Source organism: Halorubrum alkaliphilum (assembly GCF_017873815.1).
GTDB lineage: Archaea > Halobacteriota > Halobacteria > Halobacteriales > Haloferacaceae > Halorubrum > Halorubrum alkaliphilum.
This window is the reverse complement of sequence record NZ_JAGGKQ010000010.1, coordinates 24,279-38,678: the sequence shown is the minus strand read 5'-3', so window position 1 is coordinate 38,678 and position 14,400 is coordinate 24,279. Positions and strand designations below refer to the sequence as shown.

At 66.1% G+C, this 14,400-nt stretch carries 18 protein-coding genes; 9 read left to right on the top strand and 9 right to left on the bottom strand.

What is annotated here, in order from left to right; all coding sequences use genetic code 11:
- Nucleotides 1–22: 22 nt before the first annotated feature.
- From J2751_RS08195 to J2751_RS08185, 3 genes are all read right to left on the bottom strand, one after another.
- Nucleotides 23–526: a hypothetical protein gene (locus J2751_RS08195; protein WP_209485010.1), complete on the bottom strand. Its 504-nt coding sequence runs from the start codon at nt 524–526 to the stop codon at nt 23–25.
- A 4-nt stretch (nt 527–530) separates the two neighbouring features.
- Complete coding sequence (gene pspAB / locus J2751_RS08190) at nt 531–1,136, bottom strand: PspA-associated protein PspAB (RefSeq protein ID WP_209485008.1); 606 nt, start codon at nt 1,134–1,136, stop codon at nt 531–533.
- An 81-nt stretch (nt 1,137–1,217) separates the two neighbouring features.
- Complete coding sequence (locus J2751_RS08185; protein ID WP_209485006.1) at nt 1,218–2,129, bottom strand: MBL fold metallo-hydrolase; 912 nt, start codon at nt 2,127–2,129, stop codon at nt 1,218–1,220.
- Nucleotides 2,130–2,326: 197 nt separating this feature from the next.
- On the opposite strand from J2751_RS08185, the gene J2751_RS08180 reads away from it, so the two are divergent.
- A complete protein-coding gene (locus tag J2751_RS08180; RefSeq protein ID WP_209485004.1) occupies nt 2,327–3,271 on the top strand; it encodes an NAD(P)H-binding protein in 945 nt (314 codons plus the stop codon).
- Complete coding sequence (locus tag J2751_RS08175) at nt 3,268–3,942, top strand: DUF7530 family protein (protein ID WP_209485002.1); 675 nt, start codon at nt 3,268–3,270, stop codon at nt 3,940–3,942. Before J2751_RS08180 ends, J2751_RS08175 begins: the two co-directional genes overlap by 4 nt.
- Nucleotides 3,943–4,002: 60 nt before the next feature.
- On the opposite strand, the gene J2751_RS08170 is transcribed toward J2751_RS08175, so the two are convergent.
- On the bottom strand, nt 4,003–4,170 hold the full coding sequence (locus J2751_RS08170; protein WP_245202686.1) for a DUF5786 family protein: 168 nt from the start codon (nt 4,168–4,170) through the stop codon (nt 4,003–4,005).
- A 135-nt stretch (nt 4,171–4,305) separates the two neighbouring features.
- On the opposite strand from J2751_RS08170, the gene J2751_RS08165 reads away from it, so the two are divergent.
- The gene (locus tag J2751_RS08165; protein WP_209484999.1) at nt 4,306–5,355 is read left to right on the top strand and encodes a DUF5784 family protein; all 1,050 of its coding nucleotides are present in this window, start codon (nt 4,306–4,308) and stop codon (nt 5,353–5,355) included.
- An 84-nt stretch (nt 5,356–5,439) separates the two neighbouring features.
- Here the strand turns inward: J2751_RS08165 and J2751_RS08160 are convergent, their stop codons facing one another.
- A complete protein-coding gene (locus J2751_RS08160; RefSeq protein WP_209484997.1) occupies nt 5,440–5,724 on the bottom strand; it encodes a DUF5789 family protein in 285 nt (94 codons plus the stop codon).
- Between the two features lie 134 nt (nt 5,725–5,858).
- Here J2751_RS08160 and J2751_RS08155 point away from each other — a divergent pair, with 134 nt between their 5' ends.
- From J2751_RS08155 to J2751_RS08130, 6 genes are all read left to right on the top strand, one after another.
- Complete coding sequence (locus J2751_RS08155) at nt 5,859–6,710, top strand: PHP domain-containing protein (RefSeq protein ID WP_209484995.1); 852 nt, start codon at nt 5,859–5,861, stop codon at nt 6,708–6,710.
- Between the two features lie 25 nt (nt 6,711–6,735).
- A complete protein-coding gene (locus tag J2751_RS08150) occupies nt 6,736–6,900 on the top strand; it encodes a DUF6757 family protein (RefSeq protein WP_209484993.1) in 165 nt (54 codons plus the stop codon).
- Nucleotides 6,901–7,001: 101 nt separating this feature from the next.
- The gene (hemB, locus tag J2751_RS08145; RefSeq protein WP_209484991.1) at nt 7,002–7,982 is read left to right on the top strand and encodes a porphobilinogen synthase; all 981 of its coding nucleotides are present in this window, start codon (nt 7,002–7,004) and stop codon (nt 7,980–7,982) included.
- A 221-nt stretch (nt 7,983–8,203) separates the two neighbouring features.
- Nucleotides 8,204–9,811 carry a phosphoglycerate dehydrogenase gene (gene serA, locus J2751_RS08140; protein ID WP_209484988.1) on the top strand — a complete coding sequence of 536 codons (1,608 nt, stop codon included), beginning with the start codon at nt 8,204–8,206 and terminating at the stop codon, nt 9,809–9,811.
- A gap of 647 nt (nt 9,812–10,458) precedes the next feature.
- Nucleotides 10,459–10,989, top strand: coding sequence for a metal-dependent hydrolase (locus J2751_RS08135; RefSeq protein ID WP_245202685.1), 531 nt, complete (start codon nt 10,459–10,461; stop codon nt 10,987–10,989).
- A 135-nt stretch (nt 10,990–11,124) separates the two neighbouring features.
- Nucleotides 11,125–11,931, top strand: a complete 807-nt coding sequence (locus J2751_RS08130) for an N-acyl homoserine lactonase family protein (protein WP_209484984.1) — start codon at nt 11,125–11,127, stop codon at nt 11,929–11,931.
- A 38-nt stretch (nt 11,932–11,969) separates the two neighbouring features.
- On the opposite strand, the gene J2751_RS08125 is transcribed toward J2751_RS08130, so the two are convergent.
- The 4 genes from J2751_RS08125 to J2751_RS08110 all read right to left on the bottom strand — a co-directional run bounded on the left by J2751_RS08125 (nt 11,970) and on the right by J2751_RS08110 (nt 14,340).
- Nucleotides 11,970–12,374: a PIN domain-containing protein gene (locus J2751_RS08125; RefSeq protein ID WP_209484982.1), complete on the bottom strand. Its 405-nt coding sequence runs from the start codon at nt 12,372–12,374 to the stop codon at nt 11,970–11,972.
- Nucleotides 12,371–12,697 carry an antitoxin VapB family protein gene (locus J2751_RS08120; protein ID WP_209484980.1) on the bottom strand — a complete coding sequence of 109 codons (327 nt, stop codon included), beginning with the start codon at nt 12,695–12,697 and terminating at the stop codon, nt 12,371–12,373. The genes J2751_RS08125 and J2751_RS08120 overlap by 4 nt, the downstream gene beginning before the upstream one ends.
- A gap of 42 nt (nt 12,698–12,739) precedes the next feature.
- Complete coding sequence (gene thrC, locus J2751_RS08115; protein WP_209484978.1) at nt 12,740–14,023, bottom strand: threonine synthase; 1,284 nt, start codon at nt 14,021–14,023, stop codon at nt 12,740–12,742.
- A 95-nt stretch (nt 14,024–14,118) separates the two neighbouring features.
- Nucleotides 14,119–14,340, bottom strand: coding sequence for a DUF7569 family protein (locus J2751_RS08110; protein ID WP_209484976.1), 222 nt, complete (start codon nt 14,338–14,340; stop codon nt 14,119–14,121).
- Nucleotides 14,341–14,400: the final 60 nt, after the last annotated feature.

Here is a 14,400-nt window from a genome sequence, read left to right as displayed (position 1 = left end):
TCCGGCTAATAAGTCGTGTCGGTCAGTCCTCCCTCTCGCCGCCATCATCGACGGGACGGGGGTCGGACCCGTCTGCCCCGCCGGAGTTACGACGCTCCACGACGACGTTCGTCGGCGGTGCCAACCGGTAGAGCGCGAGGAACGCGACCACGCCTACGAGCTCCGCCCCCTTCCCGACGATCGCCAGCGGATCGCCCACGAGCGCGGCAGCCACTTCCCCGCCGTGCCAGCCGACGTAGCCGAGGAGGTACGCGGAGAGCGTCCCCGCGCCGAGCGCGTACAGCCGCCGGTACTCGTCGGCTTTCAGCGTCGCTGCCGCCACGAGGACGGTGAAGACTGCGCCGAGGACGAACACGTACGGCCGGGGATCGGCCGGTTCCGCGAGCTGTGGCCACGCCCACAGCAGGTGGACCGCCGCGCTCAACACCGCGGCCTGAGCGGCGACCGCGCGGAGGACGCGTTTGTGGGCGGCGTCGCGGCCGTCGTTCCCGCCATGGGTTGACGCGGCCGAGGGGTCCACACTCATCCGATCACTCCCACGGGTGTCGTCCCGGAGCGTCCGGCCACAGCGGGTACCAGTAGGACTCGTCGTCCTCAATGCCCAACTCGCCGTCGAGAACGGACTGGAGCTTGAACTCCCTCCGCTGGTTCCGACTGTTCGCGCCGTCGGGCGCGAACGGGTAGTACGCGCCGCGGCGGAACGAGTAGATCCAGTACGCGTCGCCACTGTCGTCCTCAAAGCCGAAGACGGCCGCGAGGAGTCGCGATCCGAACCCTTCCTCGATGAACTGGTCCGCGGCGAAGTGGATGCTGGTCACGAGATCCTCGGGGTCGTCGTCTTCGAGGACGAACCAGTGGTAGCCGTGGTCGTCCTCGTGACGATGGAATCCCGTTCCGGTTTCCACCTCGCCGGCCGCGAGGATCTCCTCGACGGTGCTCACGGCGTCGTCGAAGCGGGTGCTGTCGACGCCGGAGAAACACAGCGCCGCCTCGCCGCAGTGGTCGTAGCCGAGGTCGGCCTCCATCGTCATGTACGCCGTCGACATCCCGAAGAGGTCCTCGGGATCGGCTTCGCGGGTTGCGCCGGCCTCCGCGTTCGTCCCGAGCACGGCTCGGATCGTATCGAAGATGCCCATTCGTTATCGAACCCTACGCGGCGTGGACTTTAGGGCGTTTCTACGTCGACCCGCCGGATCGTCCTCGCACCCGGCGTCGTCTCACTCTTCGGTGCGATCGAGATACGTCAACACGCCGCGCGTGTTCAAGCTGGCGTCCGCCCGTGCCCGCTCGGGATTCCAGAATTCCACGTCCGCGCTCGTCGACTCGAAGTGTTCGACGACCGCCTCGTCGTCACCGTCGAGCTCAGCGCGCTTGGCTCGCACCGCCTCTACCCACTCGACGTAGGCTCGCTTCGCCTCGCCGATCAGGGACTCGTCGTACTTGCGGGGACCAAAGTGGCCGAAACAGCAGTACTCCGGCTCCAGATCGGCGACGGCTCCGAGGTCCCGAAGACACTGGTCCAGATCGAACTGCGGCGGTGGTGTCGTCTGCCGGACTGTGTCGACTTCGGGCACGTAGATCCCGGCGGCGTCGGCGGTAAAGACGACCTCCGCGTCGGGCTCGTGATACACCGCGTGGTGGGGGGCGTGTCCCGGCGCGTCGTGGACGACGAGTTCGCGATCCCCGAGATCGATCCGATCGCCGTCGGCGAGCCCGGTAATTCGGTCTTCGGGAACCGGCTCCGGATCGTCGTAGTAGCGCCACTGGTCTCCGACCGCGGACTTCGTGCCGGCGACGAGAGCCTCGGGATCGACGAGGTGTCCGACACCCTGTTCGGGGACGACTACTTCCGCCTCCGGATATCGTTTCGCCAGATGTCCGGCCCCGCCGGCGTGATCGAGGTGGGCGTGCGTCGCGACGATCCACGCGAGGTCGTCGCGCTCGATCCCGACCTCGTCAAGGGTCTTGAACAGCGTCTCCCGATTCGCACCGGTGCCCGTGTCGATCACGGCGGGCTCGTCGGCGTCGTACACGTACACGGAGCCGTACTCGTCGGTGTCGAACATTCCGGTGTCATGTACGAACAGATCTGGGACACCGTGAACCGGCTCGAACTCGCCAGCGTTCATATCGGTTCGACATCGGGCGTGCCCTTTTACCAATCGGTCGACGACGGGCGTTTCGACGGTCCGCTGATCACCGCCCGTCCGTCACGCCCGGAGTCGTCGGCGTCGGCGTCGACGGTGCCGAGCGAGACGACCCGGCGACACTGCCGACGGCCTCGACCGTGGCAGGGTCTTATATTCGCCTAGACCGTGTATGATGTATGCGCGTTCTCGTCACTGGCGCGACCGGGTTCGTCGGAACTCGACTCGTTCCCACGCTGCTCGATCGGGGCCACGAGGTCGTCACGCTCGTCCGCGATGCCGACGGCTACCACCCGCCGGAGGGCGTCCACGTCGTCGAGGGGGATCTCCTCGAACCCGAGACGCTTCCCCCCGCGTTCGAGATCGATGGGGAGACCGTGGACGCGGCGTACTACCTCGTCCACTCGCTCGACGGGGGGCCCGGATACGAGGAGCGGGACCGGAACTGCGCGAGCAACTTCGCGGCGGCCGCATCCGGAGCTGGCGTCGAGCGCGTGGTGTATCTAGGCGGGCTCGGCGAGGACCGTGAAGGACTCTCCGAACACCTCCAGTCGCGTCGCGAAGTGGAACGGGTGCTCGGCGACGGCGAGTACGCGTTGACGACGCTTCGGGCCGCGATCGTCATCGGTGCGGGCAGCGCGAGCTTCGAGGTGATCCGCGGGCTCGCGAGCCGCCTTCCGGTGATGCTCACGCCGAAGTGGGTCGACACGCTGTGTCAGCCGATCGCGATCGACGACGTGATCGCGTATCTGAGCGGTGTTCTCGATGCCCCGGAGACCGCGGGCGAGACCTACGAGATCGGCGGCCCGGACGTGTTGACGTACGCGGAGATCCTCCGCCGAACCCGCCGACAGTTCGGGCACGGACTCCGGATCGTTCGAGTTCCCGTTTTGAGCCCCGGGCTGTCCGCCCGGTGGCTCCGGCTCGTCACGGACGTGAACCCGTACCTCGCGCGGTCGCTCGTGGAAGGACTCCGCAACACCGTCATCGTCGAGGACGACCGGATCCGTGAGCTGGTGCCGGTGGAGTCCACCCCCTTCGATCTCGCGGTCGCGCGGGCGGTCGACGCCGCCGGAACCGCCGGAACCGCCGCCGTCGACGATCGCGAGGACGCCTCGTCGTGAGCCGACAGTACGGCGAGACGTGGGTGTACGAGAGCCTCGTAAGTGGAATCCCGGGCCTTGAGGTTCCGCGAACGCTCGCGGTCACGATCCAGTTCGTGATCTTTCAGGCCGGCGTTCTCCTCTTGGGCTGGTACTACGGGCTGTGGAACGCGGTCATCGCGGGCACCGCGGCGGTCGTCGTCGCGGCGATCGGCAGCGTCGAGATGCACCGGCTCGGCGAAAAGAACCGACTGTTGTCGACGCCGTCGTCCCACAAGCGTCTCCTCTTCGGGTCGAGCGTTGAGATCGTGTTGGGCGTGCTCGCGTTCATCGCGCTCGTGACGTATCTGTTCGTTTGGGACGGGGCACTTCTTCAGCGGCTGTTCGGCTCGGATCCGCCGATCCCGGTCGTGTATCTCACGCTGTTGATCCTCTGGGACCTCACCTATCGGATCGGCACGTCGTGGTGGAGCGCGGTGGTCGCGCTCTGGCGGGCCGTCCACGTCGACCTCTCGCCCGAGGACGCCGCGAGCGTCCGCCGGCTGGACGCAGAGAACATCGGGTTCTCCGTGCTCCAACTCGGGCTCGTTCCCTTCCTGCTGGCGGAGCCGATCCTGTTGGGGGCGGTCGTCGGCCACGTGCTTGCGGTTGCCGTCGTCTGTTCGACGGCGATACTGCTCACGGATTCCTGACCGACGGGACCGATACTGCGAGAAGGGATCGAACCGCCGCACCGTGTCCGGGACGCGGCGTCAGTCGTCCTTCAGTTCTTGAAACGTGTCGAGGAGTGCCTCCGTCGAGTTGCCGGAGTCGTAGGTGAGCGATCCCGCGTACTCCGGCCGTTCGGCGTCGAAATCCGCGTCGACGACGCTCGTCTTCTGCGCACGGCGCTCGTGTTCGTCCTCGTCATAGGCACCCATTGACATGGTACGCCTTGACTATGGAACACCCATTGATATACCTGTCGACGATCTACCCACTACGCCCCCGTGATCAGGTGGTCGTACCTCCTTCTCCACCGGAAGCCATTAGCCGGCCGGCCGGGTAGCGAACCCGTGGCACAACCGCTCCGATTCAGGCGCGCCCCCGGCCGTTGGGACCGGAACCGAGTGCGCTCGCGGATCGAACGCCCGCTCGACGAGAACCTCGGCGTGGTCGCTGACGACCCCTGGTTCGCGTCACCCTCCGGATACGACGCGCGGCGGTTCGACATGGACGACGGGTCGATGGCGCTGTTCTGCTGGACGGACTCCGACGACGACCCACCGGCGGGTGCGAACGCCGGCCCCGTCGGCTACTGGCTCGGCAACACGGAGACGCCGAGTGACCTCTGGCGGACGGACAAGTACGGGTTCGACGAGGTCCCGTATGCTGTTTCGCGGTGGGCACAACGGGAACTGCTCGCCGGGCTTCACGACGACGAGCCGTGGCTCGCCGACTACCCGCACGTCTCGTGGTACTTCCTTCCCGTGTTCTGCTCGAAGGACGGATCGGAGACGACGCGGGCGTTCTTCCGCGACCACGCCGCCGGCTTCCCGGACGCGACGCGCGAGGCGGCGGTCGGCTACGTCGAAGAGCTTCTTCGTCCCGGGATCCTCGACGAGTTCCGGGAGACGATGGCGGGCAAGCTCGGCACGTCGATGTCGATGGATCTCGTCCGGATGAGCGCGACGATCGCGGAGTTCACGGCCGCCAGCCTGCTCGCTCGCGCTGGCTACGAGGTCACGCCGGAGATCGAGGTGACGACCGGTCACTCGCTGGATTTCCGCGCCGCGGATCCCGATACGGGAGCCGCGTGGCTCGTCGAGGTGACCCGTCCGCAACCCGTCGCGACTCGGTCGGCAAACGACCCCGTCGCCGCCGTCCGCGACACCGTACAAACGAAGACGAGGGGGCAACTCGAGGCCCACGGCGGCGGGGCGACCCTCCTCGTCGACTGTAGCTCGTTCCCGGCCGACGACTGGGGCGCGGTCGCCGCCGCGAAACCCGCGGTTCGACACAAACCCGCGATCGTTCTCCGTGCCCGCCCAAGCGGGCGAGTCGAGGGGTACCGGAGCGGATCGGTACCGCTTGACCTCTCCGGTGTGATCGAGTGGCTCGACTGACGCTCTCGCCGCGTTTATAAGCGTCTCGTGGCTCCCGGTAGCCCGTACAAAACTGAGACCACTCCCGGTCGTTCGCCCGTCCGCTCAGAACGAGACCGGCTGTGGTCCGTTTTCGCCGGCGGCCGTCGGATCTCGGTCCGAGTAGAACCGGCGACCGACTCCCCGGTGACAGACGCCGGCTCGTAGCGTGTCGAGCACCTCTTCGGGCGCGTCGAACGTCTGCTCGCCGAACCGTTCGAGCACGTCGCCGAGCCGCTCGGAGCCCTCGGCGAGCTCTACCGTCGCGTTCCCGTGAGCCGCGATGATCTCTTCCGAGGTGGTCGGGAACTGGTGCCGTTCGATCCGGTCGTCGACGCCATTCAATCGCATCAACAGATCAAAACCGCCGACGGTTCTTAATGATTGTCCATGTACGTCCTTAGTCGAGTGGTACTCCTTATATATCCTAATACATCTGCGTCGCGCATCGTCGATCCTTAGTGACACGGCCGCGAACGGGCGATATGACCGCCGATGCTGACGCCACGGAGACGGACGCCGGAGTCGTTTCGGACGGGTCCGTCGTTGCCGACCTCCACACGCACACCACCGTCTCGGACGGAACGTTGACGATCGAGGAGGTGCCGGCCGCCGCCCGCGAGGCCGGTCTCGACTGGGTCGCCGTCACCGATCACGACCGCATCCATCCGGGGATCGACGCGCCGGTCGTCGAGCGTGACGGAGTCCGGATCGTCCGCGGGATCGAACTCCGGGTCGACGCCGGCTTCGAGCGGCTCGACCTGCTCGGTTACGCCGTCGAACACACCGACGCGCTCGACGCCGAGATCGACCGGCTCCAAACGGATCGTCAGGAGCGCGGCGCGCGGATCCTCGCCCGCGTCGAGGACCGACTGGGGATCGACCTCGACGTCGAGCCGCGACCCGGGCTCGGCCGTCCGCATATCGCTCGCGCCATCGATGAGTCGTCTGCGCCGTACGACTACACTGACGCCTTCGACGAACTGATCGGCAACGACGGCCCCTGCTACGTCGCCCGCGACGTGACCGATCTCGACCGCGGCGTCGCGCTCCTCCGCGAGGCCTGTCCGGTCGTCGGGCTCGCGCACCCGTTCCGCTACGACGACGTCGACGCCGCGCTCGATGTCGCCCGCGATCTCGACGCGGTCGAACGGTTCTATCCGTACGGCCGGCCGGTCGATGTCGAGCGCGTCGACCGCGTCGCGGCCGACGCGGACCTCCTCTTGACGGGCGGGAGCGACGCCCACGAGCGGACGCTCGGCGCGGCCGGACTCTCCGCGTCGGCGTTCGAGCCGGTCCGCGAGCGACTCCCCGACCCGGATGAGGAACAAGGTTAACTCCCGGCGCGACCGAGAGCCGAGTATGCGGTGTCACTACTGCGACCACGAGGCCGCGTTCGAGGCCGAACAGGCCGGCGTCGTCGTCGGACTGTGTACGGATCACTTCCGCGAGCGGGTCGAGGAGCTGGCCGAAGACGACGGATTGGAGGCGCTTCGCGACCGGATCGATGTCGAGTCGACGGAGTAGGCGGGTGCTTCGTTCCGCGTGGACACGCACTCGGATCCCGCGAACGCCTCATTGATCCCGCGAACGAATTATAAAAGACGGTCCGGCACCGATCCCCGCGTATGTACCCGACCGACCGTCCCCGCCGACTCCGTACCGACGGCGTCAGCCCGCTCGTCAGCGAGTCGTCGCTGGCGGCGTCAGACCTCGTCGCGCCCGTCTTCGTCGACGCGACGACCGACGAGCGCGTCCCTATCGAGTCGATGCCGGGCCACGAGCGCGTCCCCGTCGACGAGGCCGTCGCTCGCGTCGAGGAGATTCGGAGGACGGGCGTCGAAGCCGTCATCCTGTTCGGGATTCCGGAAACGAAGGACGCGACGGGGAGCCGTGCGTATGCCGAGGACGGCGTCGTTCAGCGTGCGATTCGGCGCATCTCGGCGGAGACGGACGCCTACGTCATCGGCGACGTCTGTCTGTGTGAGTACACTGACCACGGTCACTGCGGGGTCGTCGAGGAGAGCGCCGAGTCGGACCCGACGCTGACGGTGAAAAACGACGAGACGCTGGAACTGTTGGCGGAAACGGCCGTCTCGCAGGCCGACGCGGGGGCGGACATGGTCGCCCCCTCGGCGATGACGGACGGGCAGGTTCGGGCGATCCGGGAAGCGCTCGACGACGCCGGCCACGAGGGGGTCGCGCTCATGAGCTACGCCGCGAAGTACGAGTCCGCCTTTTACGGTCCGTTCCGGGACGCCGCCGACGGCGCACCCGCGTTCGGCGACCGCCGCCACTACCAGATGGACCCCGCGAACCGCCGCGAGGCGCTTCGTGAGGCCCGTCTCGACGCCGAGGAAGGAGCGGATGTCCTCATGGTGAAACCCGGACTCCCGTACCTCGATGTTGTCTCGGACCTTCGCCGAGAGTTCGACCGGCCGATCGCCGCATACAACGTCTCCGGCGAGTACGCGATGCTCCACGCGGCCGCTGAAAACGGCTGGCTGGATCTCGAGGCGACCGCCCACGAGTCGCTGCTCTCGCTCAAGCGCGCGGGCGCGGATCTGATCGTGACGTACTTCGCCGAGGATCTCGGCGACCGCTTATAAATAGCACTCGAGAGCGGAACGTATCCGTCGCCGAACACGCGGACCCTCTTCTCGTGACGGACACAACGCCGGCCATACGCACGAACGACTTGGTTCCACCCGAAACGGAGGGGTTATACTTACACGATCACGGATCGGGCGGTCGTCCCTGCTCCGCTATCGGACCGGCAAAACCGCGCGATGAGGAAAGCGTTAACCTCGCGCCGCCGGTCCCTACGAGCATGAAAGTACTCGTTACGGACCCGATAGCCGATCCCGGTCTGGATCGGTTACGGGAGGCCGGCCACGAGGTGCAGACGGACTATGACGTCGAGGGTGACGCGCTGTTGGACGCCGTGAGCGACGCCAACGCGCTCATCGTTCGGTCCGGAACCGACGTTTCCCGGTCGGTGTTCGAGGCAGCCGACGATCTCGTGATCGTCGGTCGTGCCGGCATCGGCGTCGACAACATCGACATCGAGGCCGCTACCGACCACGGCGTCATCGTCGCCAACGCGCCCGAGGGGAACGTCCGCGCGGCCGCCGAACACTCCGTTGCGATGACGTTCGCTACCGCGCGATCGATCCCGCAGGCTCACGGCCGACTGAAGGGCGGCGAGTGGGCGAAAGGGGCGTTCCTCGGCACCGAGGTGAACAACAAGACGCTCACGATCGTCGGCCTCGGTCGCGTCGGTCAGGAAGTGGCCAAACGGCTCGACTCGCTTGGGATGGATCTCGTCGTCTACGACCCGTACATCTCCGAGGAGCGTGCCGACCGGCTCGGCGCGGAGCTCGTGGACGACCTCCACGAGGCGCTCGGCCGCGGCGACTTCGCGACGATCCACACGCCCCTCCTGCCTGAGACGGAGGGCATGATCGGCGAGGACGAACTGGCCCAGCTGGAGGGTGGCTACCTGATCAACTGTGCTCGCGGCGGCATCGTCGACGAGGACGCGCTGGCCGAGGCCGTCGACGACGGCGTCGTGGCCGGTGCCGCGCTCGACTCGTTCGCCGAGGAGCCGCTCCCCGACGACTCCCCGCTTCTGGACGTTGAGGACGTCGTCCTCACGCCACACCTCGGCGCGTCGACGGAGGCGGCACAGGAGAACGTCGCGGTCGACACTGCGGAGGCGGTGATCGCGGCGTTCAACGGGGAGCCGGTGTTGACCGCGCTCAACGCTCCGTCCGTGGACGAGACCGCGTTCCCGCGGATCGAGCCGTACATCGCGGTTGCGGAGACCGCTGGGAAGGTCGCCGCACAGCTCCTCGACGGCCGGATCACGAGCGTCGAGGTGACCTACGAGGGCGACATCGCCGAGGAGGATGTCGATCTGGTCACCGCCTCCGCGCTGAAGGGCGTGTTCGAGCCGCTGGAGTGGCAGGTGAACGCGGTCAACGCTCCCCGGCTGGCAGAGGAGCGCGGTATCGACGTGACCGAGTCGAAGACCCGGCAAACCGACGACTTCCAGAGCATCGTTCGAGTCACCGTCAACAACGGTGACGACTCGCTCAGCGTCGAAGGGACGCTGTTCGCGGGCGAGGACCCCCGGATCGTCCGGATCGACGGCTTCCGCGTCGACGCGGTCCCGTACGGCCACATGCTCGTCGCGCGCAACACCGACGAGCCGGGCGTCATCGGGCTGGTCGGTACCGTCCTCGGTGACCACGGCGTGAACATCGCGGGGATGTACAACGCCCGCGAGACACAGGGCGGCGAGGCACTCACCGTCTACGACCTCGACCATGACGTTCCCGACGAGGCTATCGAGACCCTACTCGCGGACAGTCGGATTATCGAGGTGACGGAAATAACCCTCGACGACGAGGCGGCACGGGAAGCGGAGCTGTAAGCGACGGCGGCAACCTGCGGCCGGGTTTCTCCGGGAAAGAACGGGGGAGTTCTGTTGACTCGATGGAAACGCTGCTATCCCTAGAGAACGTGAACCAAGATATGGGGCGCAAGAGACCGATAAGGATTCCGTGCCATAGAGCACGTTCTGTTGACTGGTCCGTGCGCGAAAGAAGTCGAGTCATGGGCGCTACAGCCCGGATGCCGCGGCGCGCGGCATCCGGGAAAGCCCGAATACGTGAATCTCTGCTTCACGTGCTGGCGTCCCGAGTCACAAGATCGCCTCTCCGAATGATGATGACCACTGGCCGGGCAGACAGACGAGGGAGCTGAGGGCCGCCAATCGGCGGCCCTCAGCGGTCGGTCGGGGCCCTTCTTTAGCATCTGCTATCGCTAGACAGCGACCGCACCGCACACACGTTTCGACCGCCTACCGGCTGTGGAAGAAGCAGATCCCTAGACGGCGTAATCATTTTGTTGTTAGCCGTGGTTTGGCTAGCTAGCAGCGTTTCCATACGTGAAATCCTTAGATAGTGACCGGTTTCGCGCGTCGTGCTGGACGTAGAGGATGAGTTCAGCAGGGCCGATTACTCGTTTGTCCAACGGGAACTGCTATGTCATTAGTAAGACACTGTCCTCATGCGAGAGATGAACCCAATCGTTCATCCGGTCGTCGGGTACCTCTGCTATGCGGGGTACACGCGTATCCGACACGAGAGACAACCGCAGGGAGTGCCAACAGTCGTCGCGGTCTGTGCCGCAGCTCTTCCGGATCTAATCGATCAACCGCTGTGGCTCGTTGGAATCACACCCGTTGGGCGGACGTTCGCACACTCTCTATTCGGGGCCATATTGATCGTTGGGGTAGTTGGATTCCTTGTTCATCAGCGACATCGGTTCGATCTTGCCGTTGCGTTTGCGATCGGCTACGGGTCACACATCGCAGCAGATATCCCGTGGCACGTTTTGGCCGGTGACTTCCACGAACTCGGTTTCCTGCTGTGGCCGATAACAGAAATGCCACCGTACTCCGGGGTGAAAGTCGTTGGGACGATCGGGGGAGTTGAAATTACGACGCTGTGGTTTGAGGCGGTCACTTTCGTCTTTGGAGTGGCAGTCTGGTGGTCCGATGGTCGGCCGGGACTGGACGTAGTTACTCGATGTAGATCCAAGAACTGAGTAACGAACTGGACACGACTGGAAGAAGCCGGTGTGTGAGAAATTCCCGCCTGTATTCAGCACGGCTCTCGTATCAGATGTGAAGGGTTTCAACAGAGTCGAAAGGGTCTATTCCTCCCGCGAGAACGGCAGAGCATGGTCGACGCCGAGGTCTATGTCATCGATCGCGGGGGAATCCGCTGCGACATGAACTACATGCTGGAGGGGAACACGCTCGCCACCCGCACCGATCGCAACCCCGATATCGACTACGACGAGATCCCCGTGTGGAACCTCGTGATCGACCACCCGGAGGCGACGATCCTCTGGGACACGGGCTCACACCACGAGGCGGCCGACGGGCACTGGCCCGACGACCTCGTCGAGGCGTTTCATCCGCACGACGCGAGCGATCACCGACTCGACGACGACCTCGCGGCCGCCGGCTACGCGCTCGACGACATCGACGCCGTGTTTGTGAGCCATCTACATATCGACCACGCCGGCGGACTGGAGTTCTTCGCGGGCACCGACACGCCGATCTATGCGCATCGGAAAGAACTGGAGTTCGCCTACTACGACGCGAAGGTGGGCGCGGGCGACGGCGGCTACCTGCTCGCGGACTTCGATCACGACCTGAACTGGCAGCCCCTCCACGCCGACCGCGAGGAGCACTTCACCGACCTCGAGTTCGTCCGTCTGCCCGGTCACACGCCCGGACTAACCGGCTCCGTGCTCCATCTCGACGACGAGGGCACGCTCGTGTTCGCAGGCGATCAGGCGTACATGCGGGCCAACTACGACGACGAACTCCCACTCGGCGGGCCGCTCCTGTGGGGGAAGACGGAGTGGCGCGAGAGCCTTCGACGACTTCGGGCGATCGAGCGCCGCCACGACGCCGAGGTCGTGTTCGGCCACGACTCGGATCAGTTCGAGTCGATGCGCCCGGGCTGGGGAGTATAAAAACCGAACACGCCGAACGGCGATCGAGGAACTGGGTCTCAGTACGTCGCCGTCGGAACACCGAACCGCTCGAAATCCTCCACGTTGCGGGTGACGACGGTCGCGCCCTCCTCGTCCGCGACCGCCGCGATGAGGAGGTCGGCCGCGGCTGCGTCTATCTCGCGTCGAGTGTGCTCCGACGACTCGTAGAGCGACGCCGCGTACTCGCTCGCGGCCACGGCGTGTTCAATCCGGAAGGGGACGACATCGACCCAGTCGAACGTCGAAAAAAGGCTCTCGGGAGCGAACTCGCCCCGAAGCCGCCACCCCGTGGCAACCTCCTTGAGGTTGAGCGTCGTTGTGAGCAGGGGGTCGTCCTCCGTCTCGGTCAGATACTCCTTGACGCCTTCGTCACCCCTGAGATAGTCGATCAGGAACGTGGTGTCTAACAGGTGTGTCGTCACGCCTCCTCCTCGCCGTCAGCGTCGGGCCCGTTTTCGACGGTTCTCTCGTCTCCGTCGTCTGCCCGGCTTGCGGTCTCAAACTGCCCGACTCCGCGGCGCTGTCGGGCAGAGAGCGCGGTTGCTGTATCGCCTCGTGACTCGCGGGTGGCCTCACGCAGCGCTTCTGTCTCCTCTGCTGGAAGCGTTCCGAATCCCTCTCGCCAGTCGCCGCCCGACTCCTCGATCAGTCGGTCGATGGTGTCCGTGAAGCTCTCGCCCTCGCGTTTCCGGGCACGCAGCCGCTCGTACACTGCCTCCCGGATCCCGATCGTCTTCGTTCCCATATGTTGTGTTTGTGTTTGTGTACACAAATACGTTCGGGCCTGTCAGTCCCGCAGGTGTTCGACGACCGCGTCGACGTCGTTCGGGACGGGTTCGGGGTCGCCGCCGGCCTCGTAGGCCGCCTCGGGGTCTTTTAAGAGGTGTCCGGTCGTCAGGCAGACGACGCGCTCGTCGTCGTCGACGACGCCCTCTCGGCGGAGTTTCTTGAGGCCGGCGAGACTCGCCGCGGAAGCGGGTTCGACGCCGACCCCCTCGCTTGCGAGGTGTGCCTGTGCGGCCGTGATCTCCGGGTCGCTGACGGCGACCGCGGTGCCACCCGTGTTGCGGATCCCCGGAATCGCCTTCGGCGCGTTGACCGGGTTGCCGATACGGATCGCGGTCGCCCGCGTTTCGACCTCCTCCCACCGGCGGATCTCGTCGTTCCCCTCCTCGATCGCCTCGACCATCGGGGCAGCCCCCCCGGCTTGAACGCCGGTCAGCTTGGGAACCTCGTCGACGTCGAGCGCGCCAGCCTGGACGAGTTCGCGGAACCCCTTATAAAGCGCAGAGGTGTTCCCGGCGTTGCCAACGGGGAGCACGATCCGGTCCGGGAAGCCGCCGTAGTCCGCGTAGAACTCCTCTAAGATCTCGAAGCCGATCGTTTTCTGGCCCTCCAGACGGAACGGGTTCAGCGAGTTGAGCAGGTACGCCTCCCCCCGGGCCGCCAGTTCTTGTACGATGTCGAGACAGGCGTCGAAGTTGCCGTCGACCTCCAGGATGCGCGCGCCGTGGAGGCTCGCCTGTGCGACCTTTCCCGCGGCGACCTTCCCTTGCGGCAGGAGCACGAGCGTCTGCATGCCGCCGCGGCCGCCGTAGGCGGCGAGCGCGGCTGAGGTGTTGCCCGTCGAGGCACAGGCGAGCGCGCCGACGCCGAGCTCCTCGGCGACCCGGACCCCGACCGTCATCCCCCGATCTTTAAAAGATCCGGTGGGGTTCATTCCCTCGTGTTTGATCCGGAGCGCGTCGACGCCGACGGCCTCCTCGATCCGGGGCACGCGGTGAAGCGGCGTGTCGCCTTCGGGGAGCGTCACGCCCAGATCGAAGGGGAGCGCCTCGCGATAGCGCCAGACGCCGCGGTCCGGGCCGTCCGTCGACGCGCCCGACCCGAACTCGTCGAACGTCGGCGGGTCGTCGTACCGCACTTCGAGCAGGCCGTCACACTCGTCACAGGTGTACCGCACGTCCTCGAAGGGGGCGAACGTCTCGTCGCACTCGATACAGGCGAGCCACGTCCCGTCGTCGGCGCAGTCCGGTGCCGACGGGGTCGGGGTGTCGATCGCGAGATCCATTACGTCCGGTTCCGTTCCGCCGCGGCTTAAGACGGGCGGTGGGGTCGGACGTTGCCAGCCAGGGCGTTGCCCGGTTCGAACCGAGAACGAAGCCGTCAGTCGACGATTATCTCGGAGTCGGATCCACCGTCGGCGTCCTCGCTCCCACCGCTCATCTCGGACTGGTACCGGTCGATCCAGTCGGCGAAACACTCGGGACAGAGCCGCTGGGTGTCGATGTTCGCCCGGTCGACGCTGAGACGGACGGTCCGCGCGAGCGCGTCCGTCGTCGCCTCGCCGCAGGCCTCACAAGGGTTGGTCGTCGGCGCGTCGCTCATACGGATCGCTCGTGGGGGGAGCCCTTAAAACACGTTACGACCACGCTCACCCGGGCGAGG

What these genes read in the sequence shown, in the direction of transcription:
- J2751_RS08110 (WP_209484976.1), bottom strand. Translation starts at nt 14,340, where the DNA reads ATGAGCGACGCGCCGACGACCAACCCTTGTGAGGCCTGCGGCGAGGCG.
- J2751_RS08130 (WP_209484984.1), top strand. Translation starts at nt 11,125, where the DNA reads ATGGTCGACGCCGAGGTCTATGTCATCGATCGCGGGGGAATCCGCTGC.
- J2751_RS08185 (WP_209485006.1), bottom strand. Translation starts at nt 2,129, where the DNA reads ATGAACGCTGGCGAGTTCGAGCCGGTTCACGGTGTCCCAGATCTGTTC.
- J2751_RS08170 (WP_245202686.1), bottom strand. Translation starts at nt 4,170, where the DNA reads ATGGGTGCCTATGACGAGGACGAACACGAGCGCCGTGCGCAGAAGACG.
- J2751_RS08180 (WP_209485004.1), top strand. Translation starts at nt 2,327, where the DNA reads ATGCGCGTTCTCGTCACTGGCGCGACCGGGTTCGTCGGAACTCGACTC.
- thrC (WP_209484978.1), bottom strand. Translation starts at nt 14,023, where the DNA reads ATGGATCTCGCGATCGACACCCCGACCCCGTCGGCACCGGACTGCGCC.
- J2751_RS08155 (WP_209484995.1), top strand. Translation starts at nt 5,859, where the DNA reads ATGACCGCCGATGCTGACGCCACGGAGACGGACGCCGGAGTCGTTTCG.
- serA (WP_209484988.1), top strand. Translation starts at nt 8,204, where the DNA reads ATGAAAGTACTCGTTACGGACCCGATAGCCGATCCCGGTCTGGATCGG.
- hemB (WP_209484991.1), top strand. Translation starts at nt 7,002, where the DNA reads ATGTACCCGACCGACCGTCCCCGCCGACTCCGTACCGACGGCGTCAGC.
- J2751_RS08135 (WP_245202685.1), top strand. Translation starts at nt 10,459, where the DNA reads ATGAACCCAATCGTTCATCCGGTCGTCGGGTACCTCTGCTATGCGGGG.
- J2751_RS08150 (WP_209484993.1), top strand. Translation starts at nt 6,736, where the DNA reads ATGCGGTGTCACTACTGCGACCACGAGGCCGCGTTCGAGGCCGAACAG.
- pspAB (WP_209485008.1), bottom strand. Translation starts at nt 1,136, where the DNA reads ATGGGCATCTTCGATACGATCCGAGCCGTGCTCGGGACGAACGCGGAG.
- J2751_RS08120 (WP_209484980.1), bottom strand. Translation starts at nt 12,697, where the DNA reads ATGGGAACGAAGACGATCGGGATCCGGGAGGCAGTGTACGAGCGGCTG.
- J2751_RS08195 (WP_209485010.1), bottom strand. Translation starts at nt 526, where the DNA reads ATGAGTGTGGACCCCTCGGCCGCGTCAACCCATGGCGGGAACGACGGC.
- J2751_RS08160 (WP_209484997.1), bottom strand. Translation starts at nt 5,724, where the DNA reads ATGCGATTGAATGGCGTCGACGACCGGATCGAACGGCACCAGTTCCCG.